Source organism: Ureibacillus thermophilus, assembly GCF_004331915.1.
Lineage (GTDB): Bacteria > Bacillota > Bacilli > Bacillales_A > Planococcaceae > Ureibacillus > Ureibacillus thermophilus.
Genome location: NZ_CP036528.1, coordinates 1,814,999 through 1,839,463, shown reverse-complemented (window position 1 = coordinate 1,839,463; position 24,465 = coordinate 1,814,999). Strand labels below are relative to the sequence as shown.

The 24,465-nt window shown below is 38.1% G+C and carries 28 protein-coding genes; 5 read left to right on the top strand and 23 right to left on the bottom strand.

Features of this window, described 5'->3' with window-relative positions; translation table 11 throughout:
• Positions 1-36 precede the first annotated feature (36 nt).
• On the bottom strand, positions 37-267 hold the full coding sequence (locus DKZ56_RS09095; RefSeq protein ID WP_208649696.1) for a YozE family protein: 231 nt from the start codon (positions 265-267) through the stop codon (positions 37-39).
• Positions 268-412: 145 nt separating this feature from the next.
• On the opposite strand from DKZ56_RS09095, the gene DKZ56_RS09090 reads away from it, so the two are divergent.
• The 4 genes from DKZ56_RS09090 (at position 413) to DKZ56_RS09075 (ending at position 6,018) form a co-directional block, all read left to right on the top strand.
• Positions 413-2,215 (top strand): methyl-accepting chemotaxis protein, encoded by a 1,803-nt coding sequence (locus DKZ56_RS09090; RefSeq protein WP_208649695.1) that lies wholly within the window; start codon positions 413-415, stop codon positions 2,213-2,215.
• A 97-nt stretch (positions 2,216-2,312) separates the two neighbouring features.
• Complete coding sequence (locus DKZ56_RS09085) at positions 2,313-3,428, top strand: endospore germination permease (protein ID WP_208649694.1); 1,116 nt, start codon at positions 2,313-2,315, stop codon at positions 3,426-3,428.
• Positions 3,425-4,879, top strand: a complete 1,455-nt coding sequence (locus tag DKZ56_RS09080) for a spore germination protein (protein WP_208649693.1) — start codon at positions 3,425-3,427, stop codon at positions 4,877-4,879. Before DKZ56_RS09085 ends, DKZ56_RS09080 begins: the two co-directional genes overlap by 4 nt.
• The gene (locus DKZ56_RS09075) at positions 4,876-6,018 is read left to right on the top strand and encodes a Ger(x)C family spore germination protein (protein WP_208649692.1); all 1,143 of its coding nucleotides are present in this window, start codon (positions 4,876-4,878) and stop codon (positions 6,016-6,018) included. Before DKZ56_RS09080 ends, DKZ56_RS09075 begins: the two co-directional genes overlap by 4 nt.
• 48 nt (positions 6,019-6,066) lie before the next feature.
• On the opposite strand, the gene msrB is transcribed toward DKZ56_RS09075, so the two are convergent.
• The 4 genes from msrB to DKZ56_RS09055 form a co-directional block, all read right to left on the bottom strand.
• The gene (gene msrB / locus DKZ56_RS09070; protein WP_208649691.1) at positions 6,067-6,501 is read right to left on the bottom strand and encodes a peptide-methionine (R)-S-oxide reductase MsrB; all 435 of its coding nucleotides are present in this window, start codon (positions 6,499-6,501) and stop codon (positions 6,067-6,069) included.
• Complete coding sequence (msrA, locus tag DKZ56_RS09065; RefSeq protein ID WP_208649690.1) at positions 6,498-7,028, bottom strand: peptide-methionine (S)-S-oxide reductase MsrA; 531 nt, start codon at positions 7,026-7,028, stop codon at positions 6,498-6,500. The genes msrB and msrA overlap by 4 nt, the downstream gene beginning before the upstream one ends.
• Positions 7,029-7,039: 11 nt before the next feature.
• The gene (locus DKZ56_RS09060; RefSeq protein WP_208649689.1) at positions 7,040-7,618 is read right to left on the bottom strand and encodes a YpmS family protein; all 579 of its coding nucleotides are present in this window, start codon (positions 7,616-7,618) and stop codon (positions 7,040-7,042) included.
• A gap of 202 nt (positions 7,619-7,820) precedes the next feature.
• Complete coding sequence (locus tag DKZ56_RS09055; protein ID WP_208649688.1) at positions 7,821-8,663, bottom strand: DegV family protein; 843 nt, start codon at positions 8,661-8,663, stop codon at positions 7,821-7,823.
• Between the two features lie 162 nt (positions 8,664-8,825).
• Here DKZ56_RS09055 and trhA point away from each other — a divergent pair, with 162 nt between their 5' ends.
• Entirely contained in the window at positions 8,826-9,467 is a 642-nt protein-coding gene (trhA, locus tag DKZ56_RS09050) for a PAQR family membrane homeostasis protein TrhA (protein ID WP_208649687.1), read from the top strand.
• 69 nt (positions 9,468-9,536) lie between these two features.
• Here the strand turns inward: trhA and DKZ56_RS09045 are convergent, their stop codons facing one another.
• The 18 genes from DKZ56_RS09045 to DKZ56_RS08965 all read right to left on the bottom strand — a co-directional run bounded on the left by DKZ56_RS09045 (position 9,537) and on the right by DKZ56_RS08965 (position 24,413).
• Positions 9,537-11,075, bottom strand: a complete 1,539-nt coding sequence (locus DKZ56_RS09045; RefSeq protein WP_208649686.1) for an acyl-CoA carboxylase subunit beta — start codon at positions 11,073-11,075, stop codon at positions 9,537-9,539.
• Positions 11,076-11,095: 20 nt separating this feature from the next.
• Positions 11,096-11,878: an enoyl-CoA hydratase gene (locus DKZ56_RS09040; RefSeq protein ID WP_208649685.1), complete on the bottom strand. Its 783-nt coding sequence runs from the start codon at positions 11,876-11,878 to the stop codon at positions 11,096-11,098.
• Positions 11,856-12,788: a hydroxymethylglutaryl-CoA lyase gene (locus tag DKZ56_RS09035; RefSeq protein ID WP_208649684.1), complete on the bottom strand. Its 933-nt coding sequence runs from the start codon at positions 12,786-12,788 to the stop codon at positions 11,856-11,858. Before DKZ56_RS09035 ends, DKZ56_RS09040 begins: the two co-directional genes overlap by 23 nt.
• 10 nt (positions 12,789-12,798) lie before the next feature.
• Positions 12,799-13,011: an acetyl-CoA carboxylase biotin carboxyl carrier protein subunit gene (locus DKZ56_RS09030; RefSeq protein WP_208649683.1), complete on the bottom strand. Its 213-nt coding sequence runs from the start codon at positions 13,009-13,011 to the stop codon at positions 12,799-12,801.
• A 133-nt stretch (positions 13,012-13,144) separates the two neighbouring features.
• Entirely contained in the window at positions 13,145-13,267 is a 123-nt protein-coding gene (locus DKZ56_RS15740; protein ID WP_281275648.1) for a hypothetical protein, read from the bottom strand.
• A 32-nt stretch (positions 13,268-13,299) separates the two neighbouring features.
• The gene (locus DKZ56_RS09025) at positions 13,300-14,658 is read right to left on the bottom strand and encodes an acetyl-CoA carboxylase biotin carboxylase subunit (RefSeq protein ID WP_208649682.1); all 1,359 of its coding nucleotides are present in this window, start codon (positions 14,656-14,658) and stop codon (positions 13,300-13,302) included.
• A 24-nt stretch (positions 14,659-14,682) separates the two neighbouring features.
• A complete protein-coding gene (locus DKZ56_RS09020; protein WP_208649681.1) occupies positions 14,683-16,320 on the bottom strand; it encodes an AMP-binding protein in 1,638 nt (545 codons plus the stop codon).
• 23 nt (positions 16,321-16,343) lie between these two features.
• Positions 16,344-17,486, bottom strand: coding sequence for an acyl-CoA dehydrogenase (locus DKZ56_RS09015; protein WP_208649680.1), 1,143 nt, complete (start codon positions 17,484-17,486; stop codon positions 16,344-16,346).
• A 45-nt stretch (positions 17,487-17,531) separates the two neighbouring features.
• The gene (locus DKZ56_RS09010; RefSeq protein WP_208649679.1) at positions 17,532-18,152 is read right to left on the bottom strand and encodes a TetR/AcrR family transcriptional regulator; all 621 of its coding nucleotides are present in this window, start codon (positions 18,150-18,152) and stop codon (positions 17,532-17,534) included.
• A 99-nt stretch (positions 18,153-18,251) separates the two neighbouring features.
• Entirely contained in the window at positions 18,252-18,905 is a 654-nt protein-coding gene (locus DKZ56_RS09005; RefSeq protein ID WP_208649678.1) for a CoA transferase subunit B, read from the bottom strand.
• Positions 18,902-19,612: a CoA transferase subunit A gene (locus DKZ56_RS09000; protein ID WP_208649677.1), complete on the bottom strand. Its 711-nt coding sequence runs from the start codon at positions 19,610-19,612 to the stop codon at positions 18,902-18,904. Before DKZ56_RS09000 ends, DKZ56_RS09005 begins: the two co-directional genes overlap by 4 nt.
• 541 nt (positions 19,613-20,153) lie before the next feature.
• Positions 20,154-20,630: a type 3 dihydrofolate reductase gene (gene folA / locus DKZ56_RS08995; protein ID WP_208649676.1), complete on the bottom strand. Its 477-nt coding sequence runs from the start codon at positions 20,628-20,630 to the stop codon at positions 20,154-20,156.
• Between the two features lie 62 nt (positions 20,631-20,692).
• On the bottom strand, positions 20,693-21,079 hold the full coding sequence (locus tag DKZ56_RS08990) for a type II toxin-antitoxin system PemK/MazF family toxin (protein ID WP_208649675.1): 387 nt from the start codon (positions 21,077-21,079) through the stop codon (positions 20,693-20,695).
• A complete protein-coding gene (locus DKZ56_RS08985) occupies positions 21,079-21,330 on the bottom strand; it encodes an AbrB/MazE/SpoVT family DNA-binding domain-containing protein (RefSeq protein WP_208652219.1) in 252 nt (83 codons plus the stop codon). The genes DKZ56_RS08990 and DKZ56_RS08985 overlap by 1 nt, the downstream gene beginning before the upstream one ends.
• Before the next feature lie 209 nt (positions 21,331-21,539).
• A complete protein-coding gene (locus DKZ56_RS08980) occupies positions 21,540-22,499 on the bottom strand; it encodes a thymidylate synthase (RefSeq protein WP_208649674.1) in 960 nt (319 codons plus the stop codon).
• A gap of 223 nt (positions 22,500-22,722) precedes the next feature.
• On the bottom strand, positions 22,723-22,905 hold the full coding sequence (locus DKZ56_RS08975; protein ID WP_208649673.1) for a hypothetical protein: 183 nt from the start codon (positions 22,903-22,905) through the stop codon (positions 22,723-22,725).
• A gap of 272 nt (positions 22,906-23,177) precedes the next feature.
• Positions 23,178-23,564 carry a hypothetical protein gene (locus DKZ56_RS08970; protein ID WP_208649672.1) on the bottom strand — a complete coding sequence of 129 codons (387 nt, stop codon included), beginning with the start codon at positions 23,562-23,564 and terminating at the stop codon, positions 23,178-23,180.
• A 249-nt stretch (positions 23,565-23,813) separates the two neighbouring features.
• Positions 23,814-24,413 carry a YpjP family protein gene (locus DKZ56_RS08965; protein ID WP_208649671.1) on the bottom strand — a complete coding sequence of 200 codons (600 nt, stop codon included), beginning with the start codon at positions 24,411-24,413 and terminating at the stop codon, positions 23,814-23,816.
• Positions 24,414-24,465: the final 52 nt, after the last annotated feature.

Sequence of the window (24,465 nt, the reverse complement as noted above, 5' to 3'; positions counted from 1 at the left end):
GTTTTTTTCAAGAATTATGCAATGCTCCTTTCCTCTTCATTCCTCAAAATTTTCTTTTAAACAATACATTTCCCATAGTTCGTCAAAAGCATTAGCAGATAAATCATCATCTGCCAACGTTTCAATATAGCTGGATAATTCTTCAAAAGAAGTGCTTACTTTTGGAAAACTATGGTCTTTAAACATTTTTTCAGCGAATCTAGTCTTTGGGTCAGATTGATCTCCACCACGATAAGTTAAGGCGAAATGATAAAAACTCTGGCTCATATATTACCTCCTACCCACAACCACAAATAATTTTCAGGACTTTTCAGACTATTTTTTACTAGAATAGTTTTTTAATTCATAGTAGAATAGTATCGAGATTGTTCTACAATGTTAGGCAACAATGTAAAAAGGGGATGAAGAAATCATGAAACAAGAACTGAACTCGAATACCTCGAAAAAAGTTCAATATAGGGGTAAAAAACAAAAAGAAAAAAAACAAAAACAGAACCCTTCGATGAAAGGGCGTTTCTATCAGACACTGCGCGGAAGAATTTTGCTCACCTTTATAATACTTATTACGATTATTGCCATTATGCTTATTCTATCTTATATGAATATTACTCGACTACAACAAAGTTTGCACGATTTCTCTGAAAAAAACCTGCAAGAGCAAACGGAAATCTATAAATTGTCAACGGAAATATCCGATTTAACGATTTACGAACAAAACTATATTATTTATGGGGATGAAGAAAGCTTATCGAACTACAGTAACATTAAACTGTCCATCGATCGAAAACTAGATGAACTAATTTCAGCTTTTGAAAATCGACCAGAAGAAAAACAACTTGCTACATACATACAACAATTTTTCCGTTCCTATCTATACTTTTCATCTGGAATCATTGATTCTAGACAATATTTTGGTTATGAATTGGCAGCAAAATTATTTGAAAGAAGCGAAGGTCCGGCGATTAAAGAAAATATTGAGAAACACACTGAAGAATTATTAAAGCTATTGGAAAAGAAAAATGCGGAAGCTATTAAAGAAATTGAAAGATTTGCCCAATATTCCCGCATCGCCTTTATTGCTTTATCGTCTTTAGCCTTAATCATCGCTGTCATCTTTAGTTATCTATTATTGCGTTCAATTCGAATCAATACAGATAAAATTAATGATTCCATTTTGGATATTGCTAAAGCGGGCGGAGATTTAACACGACGAGTCCAAGTATCAACGAAGGATGAATTTGCGGTGATTGCCCATTCAACGAACTTGCTGATTGAATCGATATCTAAATTAGTCAGAAAAGTGGCAAACTTAGCCGATCATGTTTCATCCAGCTCTCAAGAGTTAATGGCCCTTGCGGAAGAAAATGCAAAAGCCATTGATGAGATTGCAAGCTCAACCCATGATATTGCAGATGATTCCAACACAACGATGGAGCGCATGAATGATGCAGCAGTTAAAATGAAAGCTTTAGAACAGTCCATGTTAGAATTGAATCAGGAAGCCTTTGAAGTGCAGAAAGCTGCAAAGGAAATGCAATCTGCTGCACAAAATGGAAGCAAATCCGTAGCAGATTCAAACGATGTGATTCATTTCATCGAAAATACAATAAAAAGCACCACTGCTACGGTGGAAGCATTGGGGCAAAAATCAAAAGACATTCATTTTATCATATCAACAATTACAGCCATTGCTGAACAAACGGATTTGCTGGCATTAAATGCTGCCATTGAAGCAGCCCGCGCCGGCGAACACGGAAAAGGTTTTGCAGTGGTAAGTAATGAAGTGAAAAAACTTGCGATTCAATCCCAGGAAGCAGCAAAAGAAGTGACAAACATTGTACATTCCATCCAGCATGAAATCGATGAAATTGTTATGCAGAACGCAAAAGGGGTGCAATCTATTTCACGCGGAGTGGAAGTGACAGATGAAACGAATGAAGCATTAAAAGATATCCTGAATCAAACAAATAAAACTACGAACATTATCATCTCCATGGTGGAAAAAATCAGCTCCACTTTAGAGATTGTGAATGAGTTGACTGCTTCCTTCAACGAAGTAAATACCCTCAGCCAACACACAAATCTTGCAACAGAAAAATCGGCAAAAGCCGCAATGCAAGGTTCCGCAGCGATGCAGGAAATCAACGCCAGCGCAATAGAACTGGCAAAACAGGCGGATGATTTAAGACATTTAGTCAGTGAATTCAAAATTTAAACAATGAAAAAATTCGCTATTTTCAGTGAAAATGGCGAATTTTTTTTATTTTTGGAAAGACTAAATATACTTATAAAGGAATCGGGAGATGGGAAAAATGAGGAATACTTATAAAATTAGCATTTTACATATTATTTTAATCAGTTTAACTTCCATCGGTTTAAAAAACCATGTCATGATCATTTCACCGATTTTGGAAGCAGCGAAACGAGATGGTTGGATGTCGGTTTTATTAGCCGGCATTTTCCTATTCCCTTGGATATTGTGGATAATCTATATACAAAAAAAATCGAAATTAAAACCAATGAAAGTTTGGCTCACTGAAAAAATCGGCAAAATAGGAGCAAACATCATTTTATATAGCATCGTCATATTTAGTTATTTCCTTGCCGCATTTACCTTAAGGGAAACCATTCTCTGGATGACTTCCACTTTTCTGGAAAATACACCGATTCCTTTTTTATTAATAATTTATATTATCGTATGTTTCCTATTAGTTTCCACCAATCTTCAAACGATTGTTAGTGTGAATACGATTATTCTTTTTTTCGTTATCGTCTTTGGTTTCTACGTAGCAATCACCAACATCCAAGTGAAAAATCATGAACTCCTGTTACCTCTCTTGGAACACGGGTTTCGTCCTGTAGTCAATGCCATGATTTATCCCGCTTCAGGATTTATCGAATTATATCTATTCCTTTTCCTGCAGCATTATTTAAAAAAACCTATAAAATGGTATCATCTTGGCATTATATTATTTTGTTTTATCGGTTTAACGATAGGACCTTTGGTTGGCGCCATCGTGGAATTTGGGCCAGAAGAAGCTGCAAAACAACATTTTCCGGCTTATGAAGAATGGACATTAGTATCCCTTGGCCGATTCATTGAACATATGGATTTCTTATCTATTTACCAATGGCTTTCAGGAACATTTATTCGTGTTGGAATCATATTATTCATCGTTTGCGACATACTAAATTTCACAGGACAACCAAAGAAAATTTGGCTCTATATGATGCCGCCTTTCATGGTCTTAAATTTTGCTTTAGTTCTCGTTCAAGATGAGGTTTTCCTTCTATGGAGCAATTATTATTTCTTAGAAATTACATTTATTTTCATTTTTATTTTATCAATTGTGCTTCTTTTGATTGCTATGTTGGATCAAACCTCTTTTCGTAAGCAAAAACAATATATGAATGAAAGTAGTGAATGAAGATGGATGAAGCGGCCATCAAGTTCCATACCTTAAAAGAGCTATTCCAAAAATCTCAAGATGTTATTTTCTACCCTTTTGAAATTCAAGATATTCCATTTACACTGATTTTTTGTGAAGAAATGATTGATCAGCAAATATTGTTTCAATATATTTTGCCGACGATAGAAAAGTTCATCGAAAATTTGGATCATGAAATAAACGAGGAACAAATTCTCAAGTTGCCTTTGCCAGACTTAAAAAAAATTGACCAAAAAGAGATCATCATCTCTGAAGTCTTTACCGGAAAGCTGGCCATTTATTTAAATGAAATACATTTGCTCCTGACTTGCAATATTGCAAAGAAACCAACCCGCAATCCTGATGAAACAAAATTGGAAATATCCATTAAAGGGCCACGGGATAATTTTATTGAAAATCTTTCAACCAATATTGCTTTGATTCGAAAACGTCTTCCGACCAATTCTTTGTGTGTGGAAAAAATAACCGTTGGCGCTCGTTCAAAAACGACCGTGGCTCTCTTATATATGGATGATATTACGAATAAAGAGATTCTCAATCAAATAAAAGAACTTATTACAAGTGTGGATACGGATATAATAGTCAATGGAGATTCGTTGGTGGAAAAAATTGATAAAAAAGGATGGCTATTGCCGTGGACCAACGATACTGGACGACCCGATTTCGCCGTTCAATCATTAGTTAGAGGAAGGGTTGTGATTCTTGTAGATGGGGTCAATTATGCCATCATCACGCCAGTCAACTTTCTTTACTTATTAAAAACTGGCGAAGATTTAGAATACCCGATTTTATTCAGCGCCTTCGAACGAATATTACGGTTAATAGGGGTTTTTGTAGGGATTACATTCCCTGCCTTTTGGCTTGCTTTAACAACCTTTCACCAAAATCAGTTGCCATTGCAGCTTCTTGCAACCGTTGTTGTGAACAACCGAGGATTGCCCTTTCCCGCTGCGTTAGAAATGATCGTACTACTACTCATGTTTGAAATGTTCCGGGAAGCAGGGATGAGATTTCCTACCTCAATTAGTAGCACCATCAGCGTTGTAGGCGGGTTAATTATTGGAGATGCCGCCATCCGGGCAGGTATTACAAGTCCAGCAATGCTTGTTGTAATTGCATTATCTTTTATTGCTACATTTACCATTGCGAATCAGTCGCTGCTTACATTAGTTACAATCATTCGGTTCATCATTATACTTATAACTTCTTTCTTTGGGCTTTTTGGATTTTTCATTTGCATCTTCCTGCTCATTTTATATATGGCAAATATGCGGATTTTTGGAGTGCCTTACTTTAGTCTTTCCGTTGATTTAAATTGGTCCAATATTGGCAAATCCTTGCTTCGTTTAACGCCTGAAAACTATAAAGAAAGGCCAAATATATTAAAACCTAATGACAAAACAAGAACAAATATTGAGGGAAATAAATGAAACACTTAAAGTATCTTCTCTTCATCGCAACTTTTTTGCTTGCTGGTTGTTGGGATTCAGAAGAAAGCGTCCGCATGCTTTACGTTCATGGAATAGGAATTGATTATAAAGAAGAGGAATTTCATGTGTATGTGCAAATTATTAGTTTTGCCACTGTGGCAAGAGCTGAACAAATCAATCAAGATGTGATGCAATCTGAAGTAGGTTTCATCAAAGGAAAAACGATCGACGAAGCCTTTGCAAAATTGTATCGAAGCGTGGATGAAAAATTATTTTTCGGTCATTTATCCTTCTTAATTTTCAGCGAAGATTTATTAAAATATGGAAAATTAAATGAAGTGCTCAATTCATTTACAAGACATATCAATACTCGTTACCAAACTTGGACCTATGCTACAAACGAGCCATTGGAACAATTTTTTCTTGAATCTCCTATGTTGAGAAAACCGATCACCTTGACGAAACTGGCTAACCCATTAAATTCCTATGAACAAGATTCCTTTATTGAACCCGTCAATGTGCGGAAATTAATTATTCATTTAAATGAACCGAGCCATATCACTAGAATCCCATATGTAACAGTAAAAGAAAACTGGAATACGAAAAAAGGCGATGACCCATCTTTCCATTTTGAAGGAGTAGCCCTTGCAACACCAACGGATTTTAAAGGCTATTTAAAAAAGGAGGACGCCAATGGACTGCAATGGATTTCTAAAGAATCCATCACTAGTTACATAACAACAACCATTGATGGAAGCGACTTTACATTTACAAATAAAAATAAAAGTGTCAAAATTACCCCAATAGTAAAAGGAAATGAAGTGAAATTTCACATTCATATTTCATTGAGTACATTAGTGAATAGCTTTGATATAAACATATCAGAAAAGATCGTCCGTGAAGCGGTAGAAAAAGCCGTAAAAAAAGAAGTAATCGAAACCTATAAATTAGGATTAGAAAAAAACAGCGATGTGTATCGGCTTTCAGAATCATTATATCGGCGGCATGTAGGCGTATGGAAAAAACTTCAGAAAAACGGCGTCATTCCTTTAACAGAGGATTCCATAGATGTAAAAGTTACTGTCGAAAAAGTAAAAGCAGGAAGAACGATTTATAAAAATACGATTGAGACCCCTTAAACGAAAAGAACATGGTGATCCGATGAATCGTTCGGATCATCATGTTCTTTATGCTTCATCAAAAAGTTTTAAATATTCGCCATATCCTTCTTCTTCCAATTTTTCCTTTGGAATAAATCTTAAGGCTGCAGAGTTGATGCAATAACGAAGCCCTCCCAGCTCTCTTGGGCCATCTGGAAATACATGCCCTAAATGAGAGCCAGCTGTTTTGCTGCGCACCTCAATGCGACGCATACCATATGAAGTATCCAATTTCTCAACAATTTCATCTGGATCGATTGATTTTGCAAAGCTTGGCCAGCCGCATCCCGCATCAAATTTATCTTTTGAACTAAACAGCGGCTTGCCGGATACTATATCTACATAAATGCCTTCTTCAAAATGTTGGTCATATTCATTTTGATATGGCGGCTCTGTTCCGTTTTGCTGCGTCACATAATATTGCATTGGCGTTAACTGCTTTAAACGCTCTTCTTTATTCATACAATATCTCCCCAGTGTTGTTTAATAAATTGGGCTCTCCCTGAACCTATAAAATAACGTTCATAATCGAACGGTTTTTTCTTATAAAAATCTTGATGATATTCTTCAGCAGGATAAAAAGGCTTGGCAGGCAATAATTTGACGACAATCGGCTTGCTGAACTTACCTGATTCTTCCAGCTGCCGTTTAGACTCTTCGGCTATTTTCCGTTGCTCCTCATTGTGATAAAATATGACTGTTTGATAAGATTCGCCCCGATCATGGAATTGACCTCCTGGATCAGTTGGATCAATTAATTTCCAATAAATTTCTACTAAATCTTTGTAAGAAATCTTATCAGAATCAAAAGTAATTTGCACTGCTTCTACATGACCGGTCGTACCTGTGCACACTTGTTGATAAGTCGGATTTTCAACATGTCCGCCTGTATAGCCGGACACTACTTTTTCAATTCCTTCAAGGCGATCATAGGGCTTGACCAAACACCAAAAACAGCCACCAGCAAAAGTAGCAAGTTCTAATGCCATCCTCTTCACTCCTATTGATTTGGTATGACGATTTCTAATTGAATGCGATTATTAGCTAAATCGATGTCCCTCGCTTTTACCTTCGCACCAGAAGGAAGGGTCAATTTGGATAAATCGACAAAAATTTCTTTTTCATCAGGTCGTATGGTGACCCAATTTGGAAATTGAACTGCCTGATTCATTAACTTTAATACCATGGAAGGTGGGATATTTAAACTTCCTACATTTACTTCTCTTTGAACTAAATGGATATTGCCTTGTTCGTTCACAACTGGATTGAATTTCATGGAAACAGGAATATTATATCCAAACGCAACAATTTCACTGGATAATTGAACGGAATCATTCACTTGAATATCTATAGGAATCTCAGAACTACTTAATTCTTGCTTAATATATTTAATCGCCAATTTTTCAAAATCTTCCGCTGTCGTTTCGACGGATAAGACACTATCCGTGGATTCAGATTCTGTTGCCTTTGGTGTTGGAATCTCTGTTTCCATTGGTGAAGTCGCCCAGTAAATGACTAAAGCTGCAATCAAAATAATCGTACCTGACAATATAAAAAAGGCGACTTTCCAAATGTTCATTCATAAGACACTCCAATCAATGCATTAACACAAAATCGATCAGCACTAATTTTTTAGTATGCTTCAAACTCTATAAAATATACTTGCTTTTTCTATTTTTATTATAAAATTTTTAATATTAATTTATAAATATTTTTGCTTACAGTATGTAAAAGAAAAAGTGCCAATCCTTTAAAAGGTTGTTGACACTTTATTATTTATTTTATTCAGCAAAAAACACTAATGCAATAGCCCCTCGTCCTGCATGAGTGCTGATAATAGGAGAAGTCATGGCCACTTCGATATGATGAAATCCGGATTGTTCTATTAATGATTTTAGTGGTGTTCCTACATTCTCCATTCCCCCGGCATGGGCAATGCATACTGCTTTAACACTTTTCCCTTCTGTATGCTTTTTAAACTCTTTAAATAGAAATTTCACTACTTGGTTATAACTTCTTACTTTGGAAATGGGCAAATACTCTCCCTGATCCAACATCGCAATCGGTTTAATGTTTAAGAGCGAACCTAAAAGCACTCTCCCCTTCCCGATCCGACCGCCCTTTAGCAAATTTTTAAGTGTTTCTAAATAGATATACATTTTCGTATTCTCTCGAACAGCTTCTAGGCGTTTTATAATTTCTTTAATCGTAGCGCCTTCATCCCTCATTCGAACCGCTTCTCGAACTTGGATTGCCAATGCGGATGAAATAAACTGGGAATCAAACACTTCCACTTTTGCATTTGCCATTTCTGCCCCTTGTCGGGCGGATTCTAATGTGCCGCTTAATTTTCCTGCAACGTGGATGGAAAGAATTTCTGCGCCGTCCTTTTCTAATCGTTCAAACAATTGTTGAAATTGACCTGGAGCTGGCTGTGAAGTTTTCGGCAATTCCCTTGCTTCATCCATCATATTTAAAAAAGATTCTGGGTGAAGATCCTCTCCATCAATATAAGTTTTCCCATCGATATGGATCGTTAGCGGCACAATATGAATATTTTTTTGCACCGCTTCTTCTTTTGAAATATCGCATGAAGAATCCGTCACAATGTGAATTTTACCCACCTATCCACTTCCTCCAATGAAATTTAAACCATTATACAAAGAGAAAAGACACTTCGGAAAGTGATAATAATCATCTTTCTCACCAATTTGAAATATATGACAATTGATAGTATTGCTTCAGGAAAAATTACTGTATTGTTAGTAAAATAGGAGGTAGTTATAATGAACAACATTCATGCTTTTGATTATAAAAATAGAAAGGAAGAATTATGGAATGCCATTACCCATGGAGTGGGATTACTCTTTAGCATTCCTACTTGTGTTTTTTTAATCATTCTCGCTGCACAATCCGATAGTGCCGTGCAAATTGCATCATATTCTATCTTCGGTGCTTCTTTAATCATCTTATTTTGCATGTCTACTTTATTACATAGCATGCCTGAAAAATATAAAAGGTTCTTCTCCATCCTTGACCATTCATCCATTTATGTATTGATTGCCGGAACATATACCCCGTTTCTCTCGATTGCCATTGGAGGAACGCTTGGGATTGTCTTGCTATGCATCATTTGGGGAATTGCCATATTTGGCATTGTATTTAAAAGCTTATTTATTCATCGGTATGAAGCGCTTTCTTTAGTGTTGTATTTAGCAATGGGTTGGCTCATTATATTCGCCGTCAAACCACTCTATGCCTTCATTCATTGGGAAGGATTTTGTGTACTTTTTGCAGGAGGGCTATTTTTCACGATTGGTTCTATATTCTATGCTTGGAGGAAGCTTCCTTATAATCACGCCATTTGGCATATCTTTGTCATAGCAGGCTGCGTTTGCATGGTGTATTGCGTGGCGGTTTATTTATAAGCGGGAGGACAACAAAACAAAAAAATGCGAATTAGAAAATCCTCTTTTCTAATCCGCATTCGATTTCGATTATACTGGACTGACGCCATGTTTCCGTTCTGAGAATAGAAGATACTTGGAAGAATAGGCATGGACACGGGATACCAATGCCTGCCGCAAATCGTTCGGCTCAATAACGTCATCAACAATCAATTCTGAAGCCAATTTATAAATATCAATCTCTTCTCGATACTCTTGGCGTTTTTGTTCAATGAAGGCTTGCTGCTCTTCTTTTGGCAGCTGGGCAATTTTATTGGCATATACCGCATTCACCGCCGCTTCCGGACCCATCACAGCAATTTGCGCCGTTGTTAAAGCAATGACGCAATCCGGTTCAAAGGCAGGGCCAGCCATTGCATAAAGTCCTGCACCATACGCTTTTCTCACAATCACCGTAATTTTCGGCACCGTTGCTTCGCTCATGGCAAAAATCATTTTTGCGCCGTGGCGGATGATTCCTTGCCGTTCTACTTGAGTGCCTATCATAAATCCCGGAACATCCGCTAAAAAGACGAGCGGAATATGAAACGCATCACAAAGGCTGATGAATTTCGCCGCTTTATCGGCCGAATCGTGGAACAATACTCCGCCTTTAACCCGTGGCTGATTGGCTACTATTCCTACCACTTGTCCATCAATTCTTGCAAAACCTGTAATAAGTTCTGCTGCAAACAGCTTTTTCACTTCACAGAAGGAGCCTTCGTCGATAATGCGGTCGATTAAATCATACATATTAAATGGCACGTTTTGATTTTTTGGAATGATTTCTTCAATTGATTTTTCAAAGGTTGCTGGCAGTTTTGGCGCTGCAGCAGGCGGCTTTTCCCGGTAATTATTCGGAAAATAGCTTAAATATTTTCTTGCGTATTCAATGGCTTCTTCTTCCGTTTTCGCAAGCACGTCTCCACAGCCAGAAACAGAACAATGCATTTTTGCTCCGCCCATTGTTTCCAAATCTACTTTTTCTCCAATCACCATTTCAGCCATTCTTGGTGAACCTAAATACATGGAAGCATTGCCTTCCACCATAATGACCACATCACAGAAGGCAGGTATGTAGGCTCCACCCGCTGCAGAAGGACCGAACAATAAACATACTTGCGGCACTTTTCCAGAGAGTTTTACTTGGTTATAGAAAATGCGACCGGCTCCTCTCCGCCCAGGGAACATCTCCACCTGATCTGTAATGCGGGCACCCGCAGAATCCACCAAATAAATGATTGGACAAGCCAATTTCTCTGCCGTTTCTTGAATGCGCAATATTTTTTCAACGGTTCTCTTTCCCCAAGAACCGGCTTTTACGGTAGAATCATTGGCCATAAAGCATACTGTTTGCCCATTAATTTTTCCGATTCCTGTCACTACGCCGTCAGCAGGTAAATCCCCTGCCATACAATTGGCAAAAAGGCCGTCCTCGATTTGCACATCGTCATCAAGAAGCAATTTTAATCGGTCGCGGACAAATAATTTTCCTTGCTCTTTATTTTTCTGATGATACTTTTCTTGGCCGCCTTTTTTGATTTCTTCTATTAAACTAGCATGGGATTTTTTTGTAACCGTATCACTCATGGACGAATCCTCCTTTGTTTCTATCTTCCTTGATATTGCGGTTGTCGTTTCTCTTGGAATGCAATTAATCCTTCCATTCGATCTTCTGTGTGCAAGAGCTCATTATAAGCAAGTTCTTCAATTTTTAGCCCGGTTGTTAAATCCACTTCTACACCTTTATTGATGGCAATTTTTGCTTGAATCAGTGATAACGGTGCGTTTTTTGCGATTTCTCGAGCAAATTCAACAGCCTTCTCGAGTAAAATTTCCTTTTCATACATTGCGTTGATTAAATTGATATCAAGAGCTTCCGCTGCTGAAATTCTTTTTGCTGTATAAATAAGTTCCTTGGCTTTTCCGATCCCGATTAAACGCGGTAAACGCTGTGTCCCTCCTGCTCCCGGAATTATGCCTAGGGAAACTTCTGTGAGCCCCATTTTGGCATTAGTTGCTGCAATACGAAAGTCGCAAGCTAAAGCCAGTTCCAATCCCCCGCCAAAAGCCACGCCATTGATGACCGCAATGACCGGCTGAGGCAAAGCTTCCACTTGATTTACAATGCTGCCGATTAATCTCACGGTTTCCCGCACTTCTTGTTCATTCATGTTTTTTCGTTCTTTTAAGTCGGCACCGGCACAAAAGGATTTTTCTCCACTGCCCATGATGAGGACCACACGGATTGCTCTATTTTTGCCAACAGATTGCAACATTTCATTCAGTTCCTTCAACAATTGAAGGGACAAGGCATTGGCAGCTTCCGCGCGATTTAATGTAATCATCCCGATGCCTTTTTCGATTTCGTTAAACTGTACGAGCGTTGTCAAGGTTTCCGCTCCTTTCGTTTCTCGCAATTTCCATTTGTTTTGAAATAAGTATCTTGCCAATTTTTTCTTCCATAAAAAATGCTGAGTCAATTAGTGCTTCCGGATTGATGCCAGTTTCAATGTGCATCGCAGAAAGCATATAATTTAAATCTTCTGTAGCGACATTTCCAGAAGCCCCTTTTGCATATGGGCAGCCACCTAGTCCACCTGTAGAACTGTCGAAGGTAGTAATGCCCATTTCCAACGATTTCAACACATTCGCAAGGGCCGTTCCTCTCGTATCGTGGAAATGCATGGCCAAAAGGTTAGGTGGAAAATGTTTTAACAAAGTTTCCAATAAGCTTTCCACCTGGGTTGGAACACCGACGCCAATAGTATCGCCTAAAGAAACTTCATAGACTCCCATATCAAAAAGGCGATCTGCAACTTTTAACACCTGCTTCGGCGCAACGAGGCCATCATAAGGGCAGGCAATGACCGTCGAAACATAACCTCTTACCTTTACATTGGCTTTTTTCGCTTCATCCACCACTTCTTTTAAAACAGGAAAAGTTTCATCAATGGTTTTATTGATATTTTGTTTGTTATGTCCTTCGCTGGCGGACATGAATACACTGATTTCATCCACCTGGCAGTTTAACGCCCGTTCAAGTCCTCGAATATTTGGCACCAATGCCGCATAAGTCACCCCGGGCTTTTTTTGAATGGACTTTAATACTTCTTCGCTATCAGCTAGTTGGGGAATCCATTTCGGATGAACAAAGGAAGATACTTCGATATAGGATAAACCTGTTTTGCTCAGTCGGTTAATCCATTCAATTTTGTCTTTGGTATCGATAAATTTGGATTCATTTTGCAATCCATCCCTTGGACCAACTTCTTTAATGGTTACTTTTGTTGGAAGCTTCATCCCTTTCCCCCTATTCAATTTCTAAAATAGCATCATCCACGTTGATAAAATCGCCTTCTTGCACTAAGATTCTCTTCACGACACCGGAAGCTTCTGCAGCAATAGGAATTTCCATTTTCATGGATTCTAAAATAACTACATCTTGTCCCTCTTCTACTTGTTCACCTTCTGATACAACGATTTTCCAAACGGATCCTGCCATATTTGCTTTTACTATTGTCATTATCATCAACCTCCGACAAATTTTATTGGTTTGTGACGGGAAGCAAGGGTAGTGAATGAGGAGGCATTCGAATGCTATTTCGTGCGGATAGATTCCAATTTAGGGTGGATAGATCCTTATTTAGTGCGTTTGTTTACTCATTTCGTGCGTATGCTTCCTCATTTTGTGCGGATACGGCATCCTTTTGTGCGTTTGCTTCTCCATTTGGTGCGGATACCACCTTAATTCGTTCGAATACTTCCTCATCCAATATCAATCAAAACAACACCCTTTTCCCCGAACATTCGATTACTTCGTTACTTGTACATTAGGCAAATAATAATGTTCTACAAAACTAGTCGTAATATTGCCTCTTAGAAATTCTTCATGGCTCGCAATTTTTATAAGCATTGGAATATTCGTTTTAATGCCTTCCACTTTATATTGTTTTAGTGCTTGAATTAAGCGTTCGCATGCTTGTTCACGGGTTTCGCCATAACAAATTAATTTTCCAATCATCGGATCATAAAATGGCGTTACATTGAAACCTGATTCAACGGCACAATCATGGCGGATTCCTTCTCCCTCTGGCAACTCCAATAAGGTAATTGTCCCTGGTGAAGGAAAGAAGGTAACTGGATCTTCCGCATAAATACGCGCTTCAATTGCATGTCCTTTCATTTTTATAGATTCTCGATTAATTTCTAGCGGAAGCCCTTGTGCAATTCTAATTTGCTGTTCCACTAAATCAATACCGGTAATTGCCTCCGTTACGGGATGCTCTACTTGCAATCGGGTATTCATTTCCAAGAAATAAAAATTCTCTTTTTCATCTACTAAAAATTCAAAGGTTCCTGCATTGGTATAACCGATGTACTTTGCCGCTTGAACAGCTGTCTCCAGCATTTTCTCTCGAGTCGTATCAGAAAGGGTTGGGGATGGTGCTTCTTCAATGACCTTTTGATTTCGGCGCTGGATAGAGCATTCCCGTTCAAAAAGCGGCACCACATTTCCATATACATCAGCTAAAATTTGTACTTCCACATGATGGGGATTTTCAATACATTTTTCGATATACAACGTGCCGTCGCCAAAATAGGATTCAGCACGTTTTTTATTGCTTTCAAAGGCTTTTTCGAGCTCTTCTGGATGATAAATTCGCTGCATGCCGATGCCACCACCGCCGCTAGAAGCTTTTAACATGAGCGGATAGCCGATTTCCTCAGCCGCTTTTATTGCTTCTTCCACACTTTCAATTGCCACATTCATCCCTTCAATAATTGGCACCCCGGCTTCCTTCATTTTCACCCTTGCCTCCAACTTGCTTCCCATTGCCGCAATAACTTCCGGTTTCGGTCCAATAAAAGTAATTCCTTCTTCTTCGCAGCGCTTAGCGAATTCCGCATTTTCAGAAAGCAAGCCGTAGCCTGGATGAATGGCATCCACCTTTGCCTTTTTTGCCACCTCAATGATTTTTTCAATATTTAAATAGCTTAAGGAAACAGGGGGTTTGCCGATTTCATAGGCTTCGTCGGCTTCTCGTACGAACAGTGCATCCCGGTCTGCCTCAGAGTAAACTGCAACTGTTTGAATGTTCAGTTTTTTGCATGTTCTAATCACTCTTCTAGCTATTTCACCGCGGTTTGCAATTAATATTTTTTGAAACATCGGCATACGTCTCCTTTCTAATTTTTAATGAACTAGTTTTGCCGTAAATTGCTCTCTCAATTTAAACTTCTGGATTTTTCCTGATGCCGTCATTGGATATTCATTCACAAAGAAAATATATTTTGGAATCTTATGTCTTGAAATTTTTCCTTCGCAGAATGCGCGAATTTCTTCTGGAGTTGCTGTTTCTCCTTGCTTTAAGATAATAAACGCAGCCACTTCTTCCCCGTATTTTTCATCAGGTACTCCTACGATTTGCACGTCATATATTTTTGGATTTTTATATAAAAATTCTTCAATTTCACGAGGATAAATATTTTCACCGCCGCGGATAATCATATCTTTCAAGCGGCCTGTAATGCGTACATAGCCGTTTTCATCCATTGTGGCAAGGTCTCCAGTGTGCAGCCAATTATCCTCATCGATGGCTTCTTTTGTTGCCTCTGGATTTTTATAGTAGCCTTTCATTACATGGTAACCTCGTGTGCAAAGTTCTCCTTGGGTATTTGGCGGCAACTCTACACCCGTTACCGGATCCACGATTTTCACTTCCACATTTGGCAACGCGCGGCCTACTGTGCTGACTTTCAAATCAAATGAATCGTCTGTTCGCGTTTGCGTAATTACCGGAGAAGATTCTGTCTGTCCATAGCAAATCGTGATATCTTTCATATTCATTTTTTGAATAACGGACTTCATCAACTCTTCTGGACAGTTGGAGCCAGCCATTACACCTGTACGCAAAGTGGATAAATCAAATTCATCGAAATTCGGCAAGTTCAATTCACTAATGAACATTGTCGGAACACCATGCAGCGCTGTACATTTTTCTTTTTCCACCGTTTTCAATACTTCCACTGGATTGTATTCTTGAATTGGCACCATCGTACCACCTACAGAAACGATCGCCAACGTGCCAATCACACAGCCGAAGCAGTGGAAGAATGGTACAGGGATGCATAAGCGATCTTCATGGGTTAATTTCATACATTCCGCGATATTAGTGCTATTATTGACAAGATTGTAATGGGTCAACATTACGCCTTTCGGGAAACCGGTTGTGCCAGAAGTATATTGCAAGTTAATAACATCATCATAATGTAAAGAAGCTTTTCTTTTTTCCAGCTCTTCGTCTGTCACTTGCTCTGCTAATTTCATCACATCATTCCAATTGTAAACACCATCAAATTGTTTTTCGCTAATAATAATGACATTTTTTAACATCGGCAAACGTTTTGAATTCAACTCGCCTGGTTTGGAAGTTTTCAACTCAGGGCAGATTTCATAAACCGTATCAATAAAGCGGTGATCTTTGTATTGCTCGATTAAAATCAATGTTTTGGAATCGGATTGTTTTAATAAATACTCCAATTCTGCTGTGCGGTAATTGGTATTGACCGTCACGAGCGGCGCCCCCATTTTTCCAGTGGCAAATTGCAATGCCACCCATTCCGGCACATTAGTTGTCCAAACGGCAATATGGTCGCCCTTTTCAATGCCAAGGGCCATCAACGCTTTTGCCACTTGGTCAGCCCATGCATTAAACTCCTTATAAGTTAAACGCAAATTGCGGTCTGCGTAAACAACCGCTTCCTTATCTGGATATTTTTCCGCTTGCTCCTCCAACAATTGACCGATCGTTTTATAAACAAGTTCAGCCATTCCATTCCTCCTTTGTATTTTTATTAGCAGCCAATTAATCTTGAAATCACAAGACGTTGAACTTCCGAAGTACCTTCCCCGATTTCCATTAATTTAATGTCCCGTAAATGTCTTTCCACATCGTACTCTTTCATATAGCCATAGCCCCCATGAATCTGGATGGCTTGATTGCACACTCGAAAGCCCATTTCCGATGCGAAAAGTTTTGCCATTGCCGCCTCCTTTCCAAAAGGTTTGTTGTTGTCCTTTAGCCATGCTGCTTTATATACCATGTTGCGGGCCAATTCTATTTCCATTGCCATATCAGCCAATTTAAACTGAATGGCTTGGAATTTAGAGATGGATTGACCAAATTGAACTCTTTCTTTTGCATATTTCAACGCTTTTTCATAAGCGGCTTGAGCAATTCCTACAGAAAGGGCAGCGATGGAAATGCGTCCTCCATCCAGCGTTTTTAAGAATTGGCTGAATCCTCGATTTGGTTCGCCCAACACATTTTCTTTTGGAACGCGGACATTTTCTAACACAATTTGGCAAGTGTTGGATGCCCGTACGCCCATTTTGTCATAATCGCAGCGGATCGTTACGCCTTCTGCATCAGTAGGAACGATAAGGGATGTAATGATTTTCTTGCCGTCTTCCCTTTTTCCAGTTACGGCTGTAACAATGACTTGTCTTGCGTAGCCGGCGTTTGTGATCCATTGTTTTTCTCCATTGATGAAATACTCATCACCGACCAGTTCCGCTCTTGTTTGGGTACCGCCAGCGTCTGAACCAGCATTCGGCTCCGTCAATCCAAAAGAACCAAGGGCTTCCCCTCTTGCCATTGGAACAAGCCATTTTTGCTTTTGCTCTTCCGTTCCAAAATAATAGATTGGTGATGCGCCTAAACTAATGGCTGCCGCATAGCTCAATCCTGTTCCACCACAGGCTTTTCCGATTTCCTCAACCGCAATAACGTAGGAAATCGTATCTCCCCCTGAACCGCCATACTCTTCCGGAAACGGAATGCCTAAAAGGCCAAGTTCCCCCATTTTTTTAAATGTTTCAATCGGGAATGTTGCATTTTCATCATGTTCCCGAGCAAATGGTTTAATTTCCCGTTCCGCAAAATCTCGTACCATTTCTTGAATCATTAATTGTTCCTTTGTGAGTTCAAAATTCATGAACATTTCCCCCAATCCAAAACCGACTAGTCGGTTTGTTTTATACTAAAGATTTAATAACTGGTGCAATTGCTTGGCTTCTTCCAATCCTTGCTCCGTCACGATGGAGCGTAAAATTAAATCTTTAAAAATGGCTGTAATTTCTTCCATTGAAAGTGGTCCATCTTGCTTAAACCATTTATATGTCCAATTAATCATGCCGATAATCGCCATTGTTACAATATTAGCTGGCAATTCTTTTCGAAAATCGCCGCTTTGCTGTCCTTCTGAAATGACCTTTTCCAACAATTTCCTATAGCGATCTCTTTTTTCATTGATGATTTGTTTAAATTCTTCATTTAAGTAAGCGCTTTCTTCATAAAAAACCGTAATATAAGGCTTATACATATCGAATACTTTAATAAATGAGTGCAAGATGGCTGCAAGTTTCAATACAGGTGTATGATTTTCCTTATAGGAAAGTTCCGCTTTTTCAATTACATAGGAAATAAATACATCATGGATTTCATATAGAAGTTCATCTTTCGATTTGTAATTATGATAAAAGCCGCCCTTCGATGTCCCAGCTTCCGCTACTATTTCATCCACTGTGACGCCGTGATAACCGTATTGTTGAAATAAGTGCAAAGATGTTTCTAAGATTCTTTGTTTCAATGTTTTTTTCATTTTTTACCGCCTTTCGGTTCCACGTTAAACAAATAAAATTACTAGTAAAAATATATTTGTCTTTCTAGCAATTTATGACTTACATTTGAGCAAAAATTTTTACCACTCTACTAGATTAGGAGAAACAATATAATCTGCCTCCGTCTTGTTTTTTAAATCTTCCAATGTAATATCCTTTGATTTTTCTATTAAAACCATTCCATCTTCTGTAAATTCAAAGACCGCTAAATCTGTAATTAACCGGTCCACTACTCCTTGTCCCGTGAGCGGCAATGTGCATTCTTTTCGGACTTTTGGCTCCCCTTTTTTGGATACATGTTCCATAATCACAACAACCCGTTTTGCACCATGCACTAAATCCATTGCGCCGCCCATGCCTTTGACCATCTTTCCCGGTATCATCCAGTTGGCTAAATCGCCCTTTTCCGATACTTCCATTCCACCTAATATAGCCAGATCAATATGTCCGCCGCGAATCATGGCAAAAGATTCGGCACTGTCAAAAAATACTGCTCCTTTTACAGTCGTCACCGTTTCTTTCCCGGCATTAATTAAATCCGGGTCCACTTCTTCTTCCGTTGGATAAGGGCCGATGCCAAGCAAACCATTTTCGGAATGCAGCATCACTTGATAATCCTTTGGAATTTCATTGGCTAAAAGAGTTGGCATGCCAATTCCTAAATTGACGTACATACCATCCTGAATTTCTTTTACTGCCCGTTTTACAATTTTCTCTCTTGTGGAAAGCGTCATCCTTGAACCTCCTCTATTTGACGAGTTGTTCTTTTTTCAATTCGTTTTTCGTATTGGTCGCCAACTAAAATCCGTTGAACATAAATGCTAGGTGTGTGAATTTGATCCGGATCGAGCTCCCCTACTTCCACAAGCTCCTCCACTTCGGCAATCGTAATTTTTCCAGCCATTGCGGCAAGAGGATTAAAATTTCTCGCCGTTTTTCGATAAACTAAATTGCCCAGCTTGTCCCCTTTCCAAGCCTTCACAAAAGCAAAATCCCCGACGATGGCTCTTTCTTCAATGTATGTTTTTCCGTCAAAAACTTTTGTTGGCTTTCCTTCCGCAATCGGTGTTCCTACTCCTGTTGCCGTATAGAAAGCAGGAATTCCAGCTCCTCCTGCACGAATTCTTTCGGCGAGCGTCCCTTGAGGCGTCAGTTCCACTTCAATTTCACCATTTAGAAATTGTTGTTCAAAAATTTTGTTTTCTCCCACATAGGAGGCGATAATTTTGGAAATTTGCTTATTTTTAAGCAGCAATCCAAGCCCCCAATCATCTACGCCGCAGTTGTTGCTGACAACCGTTAAATTTTTTGTCCCTTTCCGTAAAATCGCCTCAATGGCTTTTTCAGGAATGCCGCATAACCCAAATCCGCCAACGATAATTGTATTCCCATCCTTCAAGTCTTTAATGGCTTCATCGAAGGATGCAAACACCTTTGACATATTCAAGCGCCTCCCTTTCTCTCAACATTTTCGTCATAGTTTTATATGTAAAATAGAAAGATTTTATACTTTTTTGCAAAAAAATAGAATAAAGAAATCGAATTGTTGAAGTATAAATGACAAAAATTTTACTTATCAAATCAATTACCCTAACTTTAGAGAAATAATCTATTATTTTTTCCAAAAAAAGCTGAGGTTGGGACAAATCTAAAAAAAACATCATTTTCTCCAAAGAGAAAATGATGTTTTTTTGATATGTTATTAAAATTGATTTCCGTTCCGGGGACGCTTTCCGCGGGCTCGGCTAGACTCTCCTCTGAGTCATTCCTTCGCTCCTCGTGGACTTGAGAGGGATTGTTGCAGGAAAGCTTTGAATTTACTTCCTTGAGCTTGCTCCGCTTTGCGACTAAGCGTGCGCGACAGAAACTCGCCCCGTCACTTCAATCAATTTTTCGTTAGTTCAATTGTTTATCAAAACTCTTTCAACTGCCCTTTCATTTTTTGTTTATGTCCCAGCCTCAGCCGATCATCTGCATATACATTATTTTCTTTCATATACAAGATATTGATACATATATCCTTCTTTTGTTTCATATTTTTCGCTAGCTGATACGATTTTCCACTCATCTCCATACTCTGGGAAATAGGTATCCCCCTTAAATTCATGATGGATTTGGGTAATATATAATCGGTCTGCTATGGGAAGGGCCAACTTAAAAATTTGTTCCCCGCCAATCACCATAATTTCCTCTGCATTGCCAGCAAGTTTCAATGCCTCTTCTAAACTTGAAGCCACTTCAATTCCTTCATGGTGGTATTCCTTATTTCTTGTAATGACAATATTTCTTCTTCCAGGCAAAGGGCGACCGATGGATTCGAATGTTTTTCTTCCCATAATTAACGGTTTTCCCATCGTCGTTTCTTTAAAATATTTTAAGTCTCCTGGCAAATGCCAAGGCATCTGATTGTTATAACCAATTACTCGATTCTTGTCATGGGCTACGATTAATGAAATCATTTTCTCGCTCCTAAAATTATTTTTTCTTGAATCGTTTGCTTAACTGAAAGCGGTAATATCCATTAAAACCCTAAAAATGTTTCAATTTTGGCTAAACATTCCTCGATGATTTCGTCAATAATTTCAATTTGTTCATCTTTAGGATCATACTTCTTTAAAATTTTATAGTAGCGTGCAGATAAATCTAATGTTTTGACTTGATCGGTTAAAATGGAACCGGTAATTGGATGGCCATCTTTAACGAAGATACCTTCTTTCGGCAATTCAACTTCATAGGGATAACCTTTTTGTTGATTCGTAATCGGACAAACAGCCGTAAAATTCGTTGCTTCGTTAAAAGCTTTTGGTGACAAAACAATAGCAATCCTTGTACCCGCTTGTTCACAGCCAGCTTGCGGATGAAAATTTAAAATAATAAAATTCCCTCTGTCTAACGCTTCTTTCGGCATTAAATTAATTCACGTCCCTCAATTTCAAAGCTAATTTCTTCATGTCTATTCTCCGGAGTGATTTGTGATACTAATTCTTCTAAAGTGTATTTTTTACGTCTTTTTTTCGGTTGCAATGTGATGATTTCATCCTTTTCACTTATGCTTAAAATCATTTCCGAACCTTGCTTGATACCTAATTTATCAGCTACCTCTTTTGGTATACGGATGCCCAAACTGTTTCCCCATTTTTGTGCCGTAACCGTGGCCATGTGAATTCCCCCTATATTTTTTTGATTGTCAACATATTTATCTAATCTCAATATATCACCTCGTATATACTTTGTATATACAAAGTATATACGAGATTAATAAAAAATTATCCCACAAGCAATTATTTTTTAAGCAATTGATTTACAAAAAATACCACCTAATGAATGGCGATTTCCATTATTAGGTGGTGAAAACAATTTTTTATTTCTCAAACCGCCACCGGTGCCTTAATAGCAGGATGCGGGTCATATCCTTCAATGGATAAATCTTCAAGCTCCATATCAAAGACGGATTTTTTCTCAGGGTTGATTTTTAAAGTAGGAAGAGCTTTCGGTTCTCTTGAAAGCTGTTCTTTCACTTGGTTTAAATGGTTTAAATAAATATGCGTATCACCAAAGCTGTGAATAAATTCGCCCACTTCAAGTCCGCATTCATGGGCAATCAAGTGCGTCAACAAAGCATAAGAAGCAATATTAAACGGCACGCCTAAAAACACATCTGCACTGCGTTGATATAATTGGCAAGACAGCTTCCCTTCCGCCACGTAAAATTGGAATAGCGTGTGGCAAGGAGGAAGCGCCATGTCATCCACTTCAGCAGGATTCCAAGCAGAAACAATCAAACGGCGGGAATCTGGATTTCGTTTGATTTGCTCAATGACATTTTTTAATTGGTCAATCGCTTCCCCATTTTCTCCAGGCCAGCTTCTCCATTGTTTGCCATAAACCGGACCTAATTCCCCATATTTTTTCGCAAATTCATCATCCGAAAGCACTTTTTCATGGAAGATTTTCATTTGCGCATCCAACACTTTCGCAAATTCTTCATCCCGGGCTGCGCGAAGTCCGAAGTCTGTCATATCCGGACCGTCGTATTCATCGGATTCCACCCATTTTTTAAACGCCCATTCATCCCAGATATGGTTATTATGCTCAAGCAAATAACGGATATTTGTATCTCCTCTGATGAACCATAACAATTCGCTCGCCACCAATTTAAACGGAACTCTTTTCGTTGTAAGGAGTGGAAATCCTTTGCTTAAATCAAAGCGCATTTGATAGCCAAAAATGCTGATTGTACCAGTTCCAGTGCGGTCGGCTTTTTTTACACCATTTTCTAAAATGTATTTCAACAAATTTAAATATTGATATTCTGGATGTTTTTCCAATTTTGACACCTCATTTATAACTGATTAAAAAAAATCCTTTTATGTGAACTACTTTATTATAACTATTTTCCCCATCAAGTGGGAGATAATCTTCCAAAAAGGAAAAGTTGCCTAGAAAACTTACCTTTCTAGGCAACCTGCAATAACTATACCCGGTACTTATTTAAAATGTCCTCAAACATTTGTACATTCGATAAAAGATGTTCCGTTGATTCTTTTAATTTCAACACAATTTCTTCTTGAGCATCCGCTGCTTTTTCACTATAGCCGTACTATCCACAACTTGTCGGCTTGAGTAGTTTGATTGTTTAATTGTTTCGCTAACATCTTTGGCAGTTTCCACCATTTGCTTCGTAATACTCCACCCCAATGATTCCTCATGGTTCATCAGTAATTGTAACGTCATATATTATACTACTATAATACCAAATTTTATAATATATAGTTTTATTTGGTAATATACAACTTCTAAAATTTGTCTAAATAAAAAACATTATAGTTCATTATTCTGAAAATTTAGTATAAACTAAATATAGACAAATGAATTGGGGGGATAATAATGGCAGACATTTCAATAGCCATTGGACTTATTTTGTATACGCTTTATTTAATTAGCCTCTGTTTTACGGACTAAAAAAAAAGCTGATTCAGTTTCGAATCAGCTCTTTGTATTATGTTTTATTTTACTAATTCTTTATTTTTAATGAATCCTAAGCTCGCTAATAAAATCTTCGCATCAGAAGATAAGATTTCAAATGCATCCTTTTTTTCAAAAATTTTTTCTTTGCCTTTTTCGCTTAAAAATAACTTTAAGCCGCGAATATCCATTCTTTTTGCATATGTATTAATGACCGTAATTGCATTTAATTCTTTCTTAGTTAATGGCTCTTCTCCTGATTGCATTTTCTCTTTTACAAATTCCAAAATTTCTCTTGCATTGCTATTAAGCAAATGTCTATATTCATAAACAATGTCAAAATTTTCTTCAATAAATCTTCTGGCTGTAGCATATTCCAATGCATCTACAGCTCCGTTTATACTGAGAATCAATTGTCTAAACTCCATTACATAGGCCCCCCTGATGCAACTATTATATAGGTATAAATATTATAATTTCAATAAAAAATTTAAGATAATCGTCATAAAATTTCATTAACTAATTATAGTCATTTGGTTATGTTTTTTAAAGTAAAAAGTACTATCAAAACCAAATAAAAATAAGCAAACCGAAAACACAAGGTTTCCCAGATTTGCTTATTTGAGCCTAGCCATCGACAGGCCAACTTATGATAATAACGTCAACAAAAGATATTTTTAGGATAACCATTTCGGCGGGGTATTTTTCGAATAGTAGATATCGCCGATTGTATGATGTGTTACAAAATCATCTTCATAGGTATGATAATGGAAGTTATAATAATACCCCTCAAGCGGGCGTTTTTCTGTACGTACATGGAAGCGGAGCAGCTCTTGGCCAGTTCTGCCATTTGCTATATGAAAAATCTTCTCGGAATAATTCCCTCCAGGTTGTTCGCTAATCGTTAAGTAATTTTTCGATTCATCGTCAAGGCTTCCTAAAGTAGAGGCAATTACTTTTTCGATATGTGGGAAAATCTTTTGTTCAAATTCATCTTCAATCACCGGAGCGATTTTTGATCCGAATTTTATGTATGACTGTTCTTTAGCCATTTGAATAATAGTATCGATAGGATCCGGAGACTCTTCCGATTCGTCAGAGAGAACTTTCTCTACAGAATCATTTGAGGCCTCTACATTTTTATAGTCAGCGCTGGGAGTTCGATTGGATTGTTGACCGTTTTCCAGTGAATCCCAAATTGAATGGTTGGGCGTGATGATCCCTAATGTTAAAAAAGCGACTAAAAATACGAGCGTTTTTTGCAACCACTTTTTCAATTGTTTCACCCACTTTGGTACAATTCTATTAACTACTTACGATTTTTATTGA

Coding starts and splice junctions, on each gene's coding strand:
- DKZ56_RS09095 (WP_208649696.1), bottom strand. CDS start 267: ATGAGCCAGAGTTTTTATCATTTCGCCTTAACTTATCGTGGTGGAGAT.
- DKZ56_RS09090 (WP_208649695.1), top strand. CDS start 413: ATGAAACAAGAACTGAACTCGAATACCTCGAAAAAAGTTCAATATAGG.
- DKZ56_RS09085 (WP_208649694.1), top strand. CDS start 2,313: ATGAGGAATACTTATAAAATTAGCATTTTACATATTATTTTAATCAGT.
- DKZ56_RS09080 (WP_208649693.1), top strand. CDS start 3,425: ATGAAGATGGATGAAGCGGCCATCAAGTTCCATACCTTAAAAGAGCTA.
- DKZ56_RS09075 (WP_208649692.1), top strand. CDS start 4,876: ATGAAACACTTAAAGTATCTTCTCTTCATCGCAACTTTTTTGCTTGCT.
- msrB (WP_208649691.1), bottom strand. CDS start 6,501: ATGAATAAAGAAGAGCGTTTAAAGCAGTTAACGCCAATGCAATATTAT.
- msrA (WP_208649690.1), bottom strand. CDS start 7,028: ATGGCATTAGAACTTGCTACTTTTGCTGGTGGCTGTTTTTGGTGTTTG.
- DKZ56_RS09060 (WP_208649689.1), bottom strand. CDS start 7,618: ATGAACATTTGGAAAGTCGCCTTTTTTATATTGTCAGGTACGATTATT.
- trhA (WP_208649687.1), top strand. CDS start 8,826: ATGAACAACATTCATGCTTTTGATTATAAAAATAGAAAGGAAGAATTA.
- DKZ56_RS09045 (WP_208649686.1), bottom strand. CDS start 11,075: ATGAGTGATACGGTTACAAAAAAATCCCATGCTAGTTTAATAGAAGAA.
- DKZ56_RS09035 (WP_208649684.1), bottom strand. CDS start 12,788: ATGAAGCTTCCAACAAAAGTAACCATTAAAGAAGTTGGTCCAAGGGAT.
- DKZ56_RS09030 (WP_208649683.1), bottom strand. CDS start 13,011: ATGACAATAGTAAAAGCAAATATGGCAGGATCCGTTTGGAAAATCGTT.
- DKZ56_RS09025 (WP_208649682.1), bottom strand. CDS start 14,658: ATGTTTCAAAAAATATTAATTGCAAACCGCGGTGAAATAGCTAGAAGA.
- DKZ56_RS09020 (WP_208649681.1), bottom strand. CDS start 16,320: ATGGCTGAACTTGTTTATAAAACGATCGGTCAATTGTTGGAGGAGCAA.
- DKZ56_RS09015 (WP_208649680.1), bottom strand. CDS start 17,486: ATGAATTTTGAACTCACAAAGGAACAATTAATGATTCAAGAAATGGTA.
- DKZ56_RS09010 (WP_208649679.1), bottom strand. CDS start 18,152: ATGAAAAAAACATTGAAACAAAGAATCTTAGAAACATCTTTGCACTTA.
- DKZ56_RS09005 (WP_208649678.1), bottom strand. CDS start 18,905: ATGACGCTTTCCACAAGAGAGAAAATTGTAAAACGGGCAGTAAAAGAA.
- DKZ56_RS09000 (WP_208649677.1), bottom strand. CDS start 19,612: ATGTCAAAGGTGTTTGCATCCTTCGATGAAGCCATTAAAGACTTGAAG.
- folA (WP_208649676.1), bottom strand. CDS start 20,630: ATGATTTCATTAATCGTAGCCCATGACAAGAATCGAGTAATTGGTTAT.
- DKZ56_RS08990 (WP_208649675.1), bottom strand. CDS start 21,079: ATGCCGAAAGAAGCGTTAGACAGAGGGAATTTTATTATTTTAAATTTT.
- DKZ56_RS08985 (WP_208652219.1), bottom strand. CDS start 21,330: ATGGCCACGGTTACGGCACAAAAATGGGGAAACAGTTTGGGCATCCGT.
- DKZ56_RS08975 (WP_208649673.1), bottom strand. CDS start 22,905: ATGACGTTACAATTACTGATGAACCATGAGGAATCATTGGGGTGGAGT.
- DKZ56_RS08970 (WP_208649672.1), bottom strand. CDS start 23,564: ATGGAGTTTAGACAATTGATTCTCAGTATAAACGGAGCTGTAGATGCA.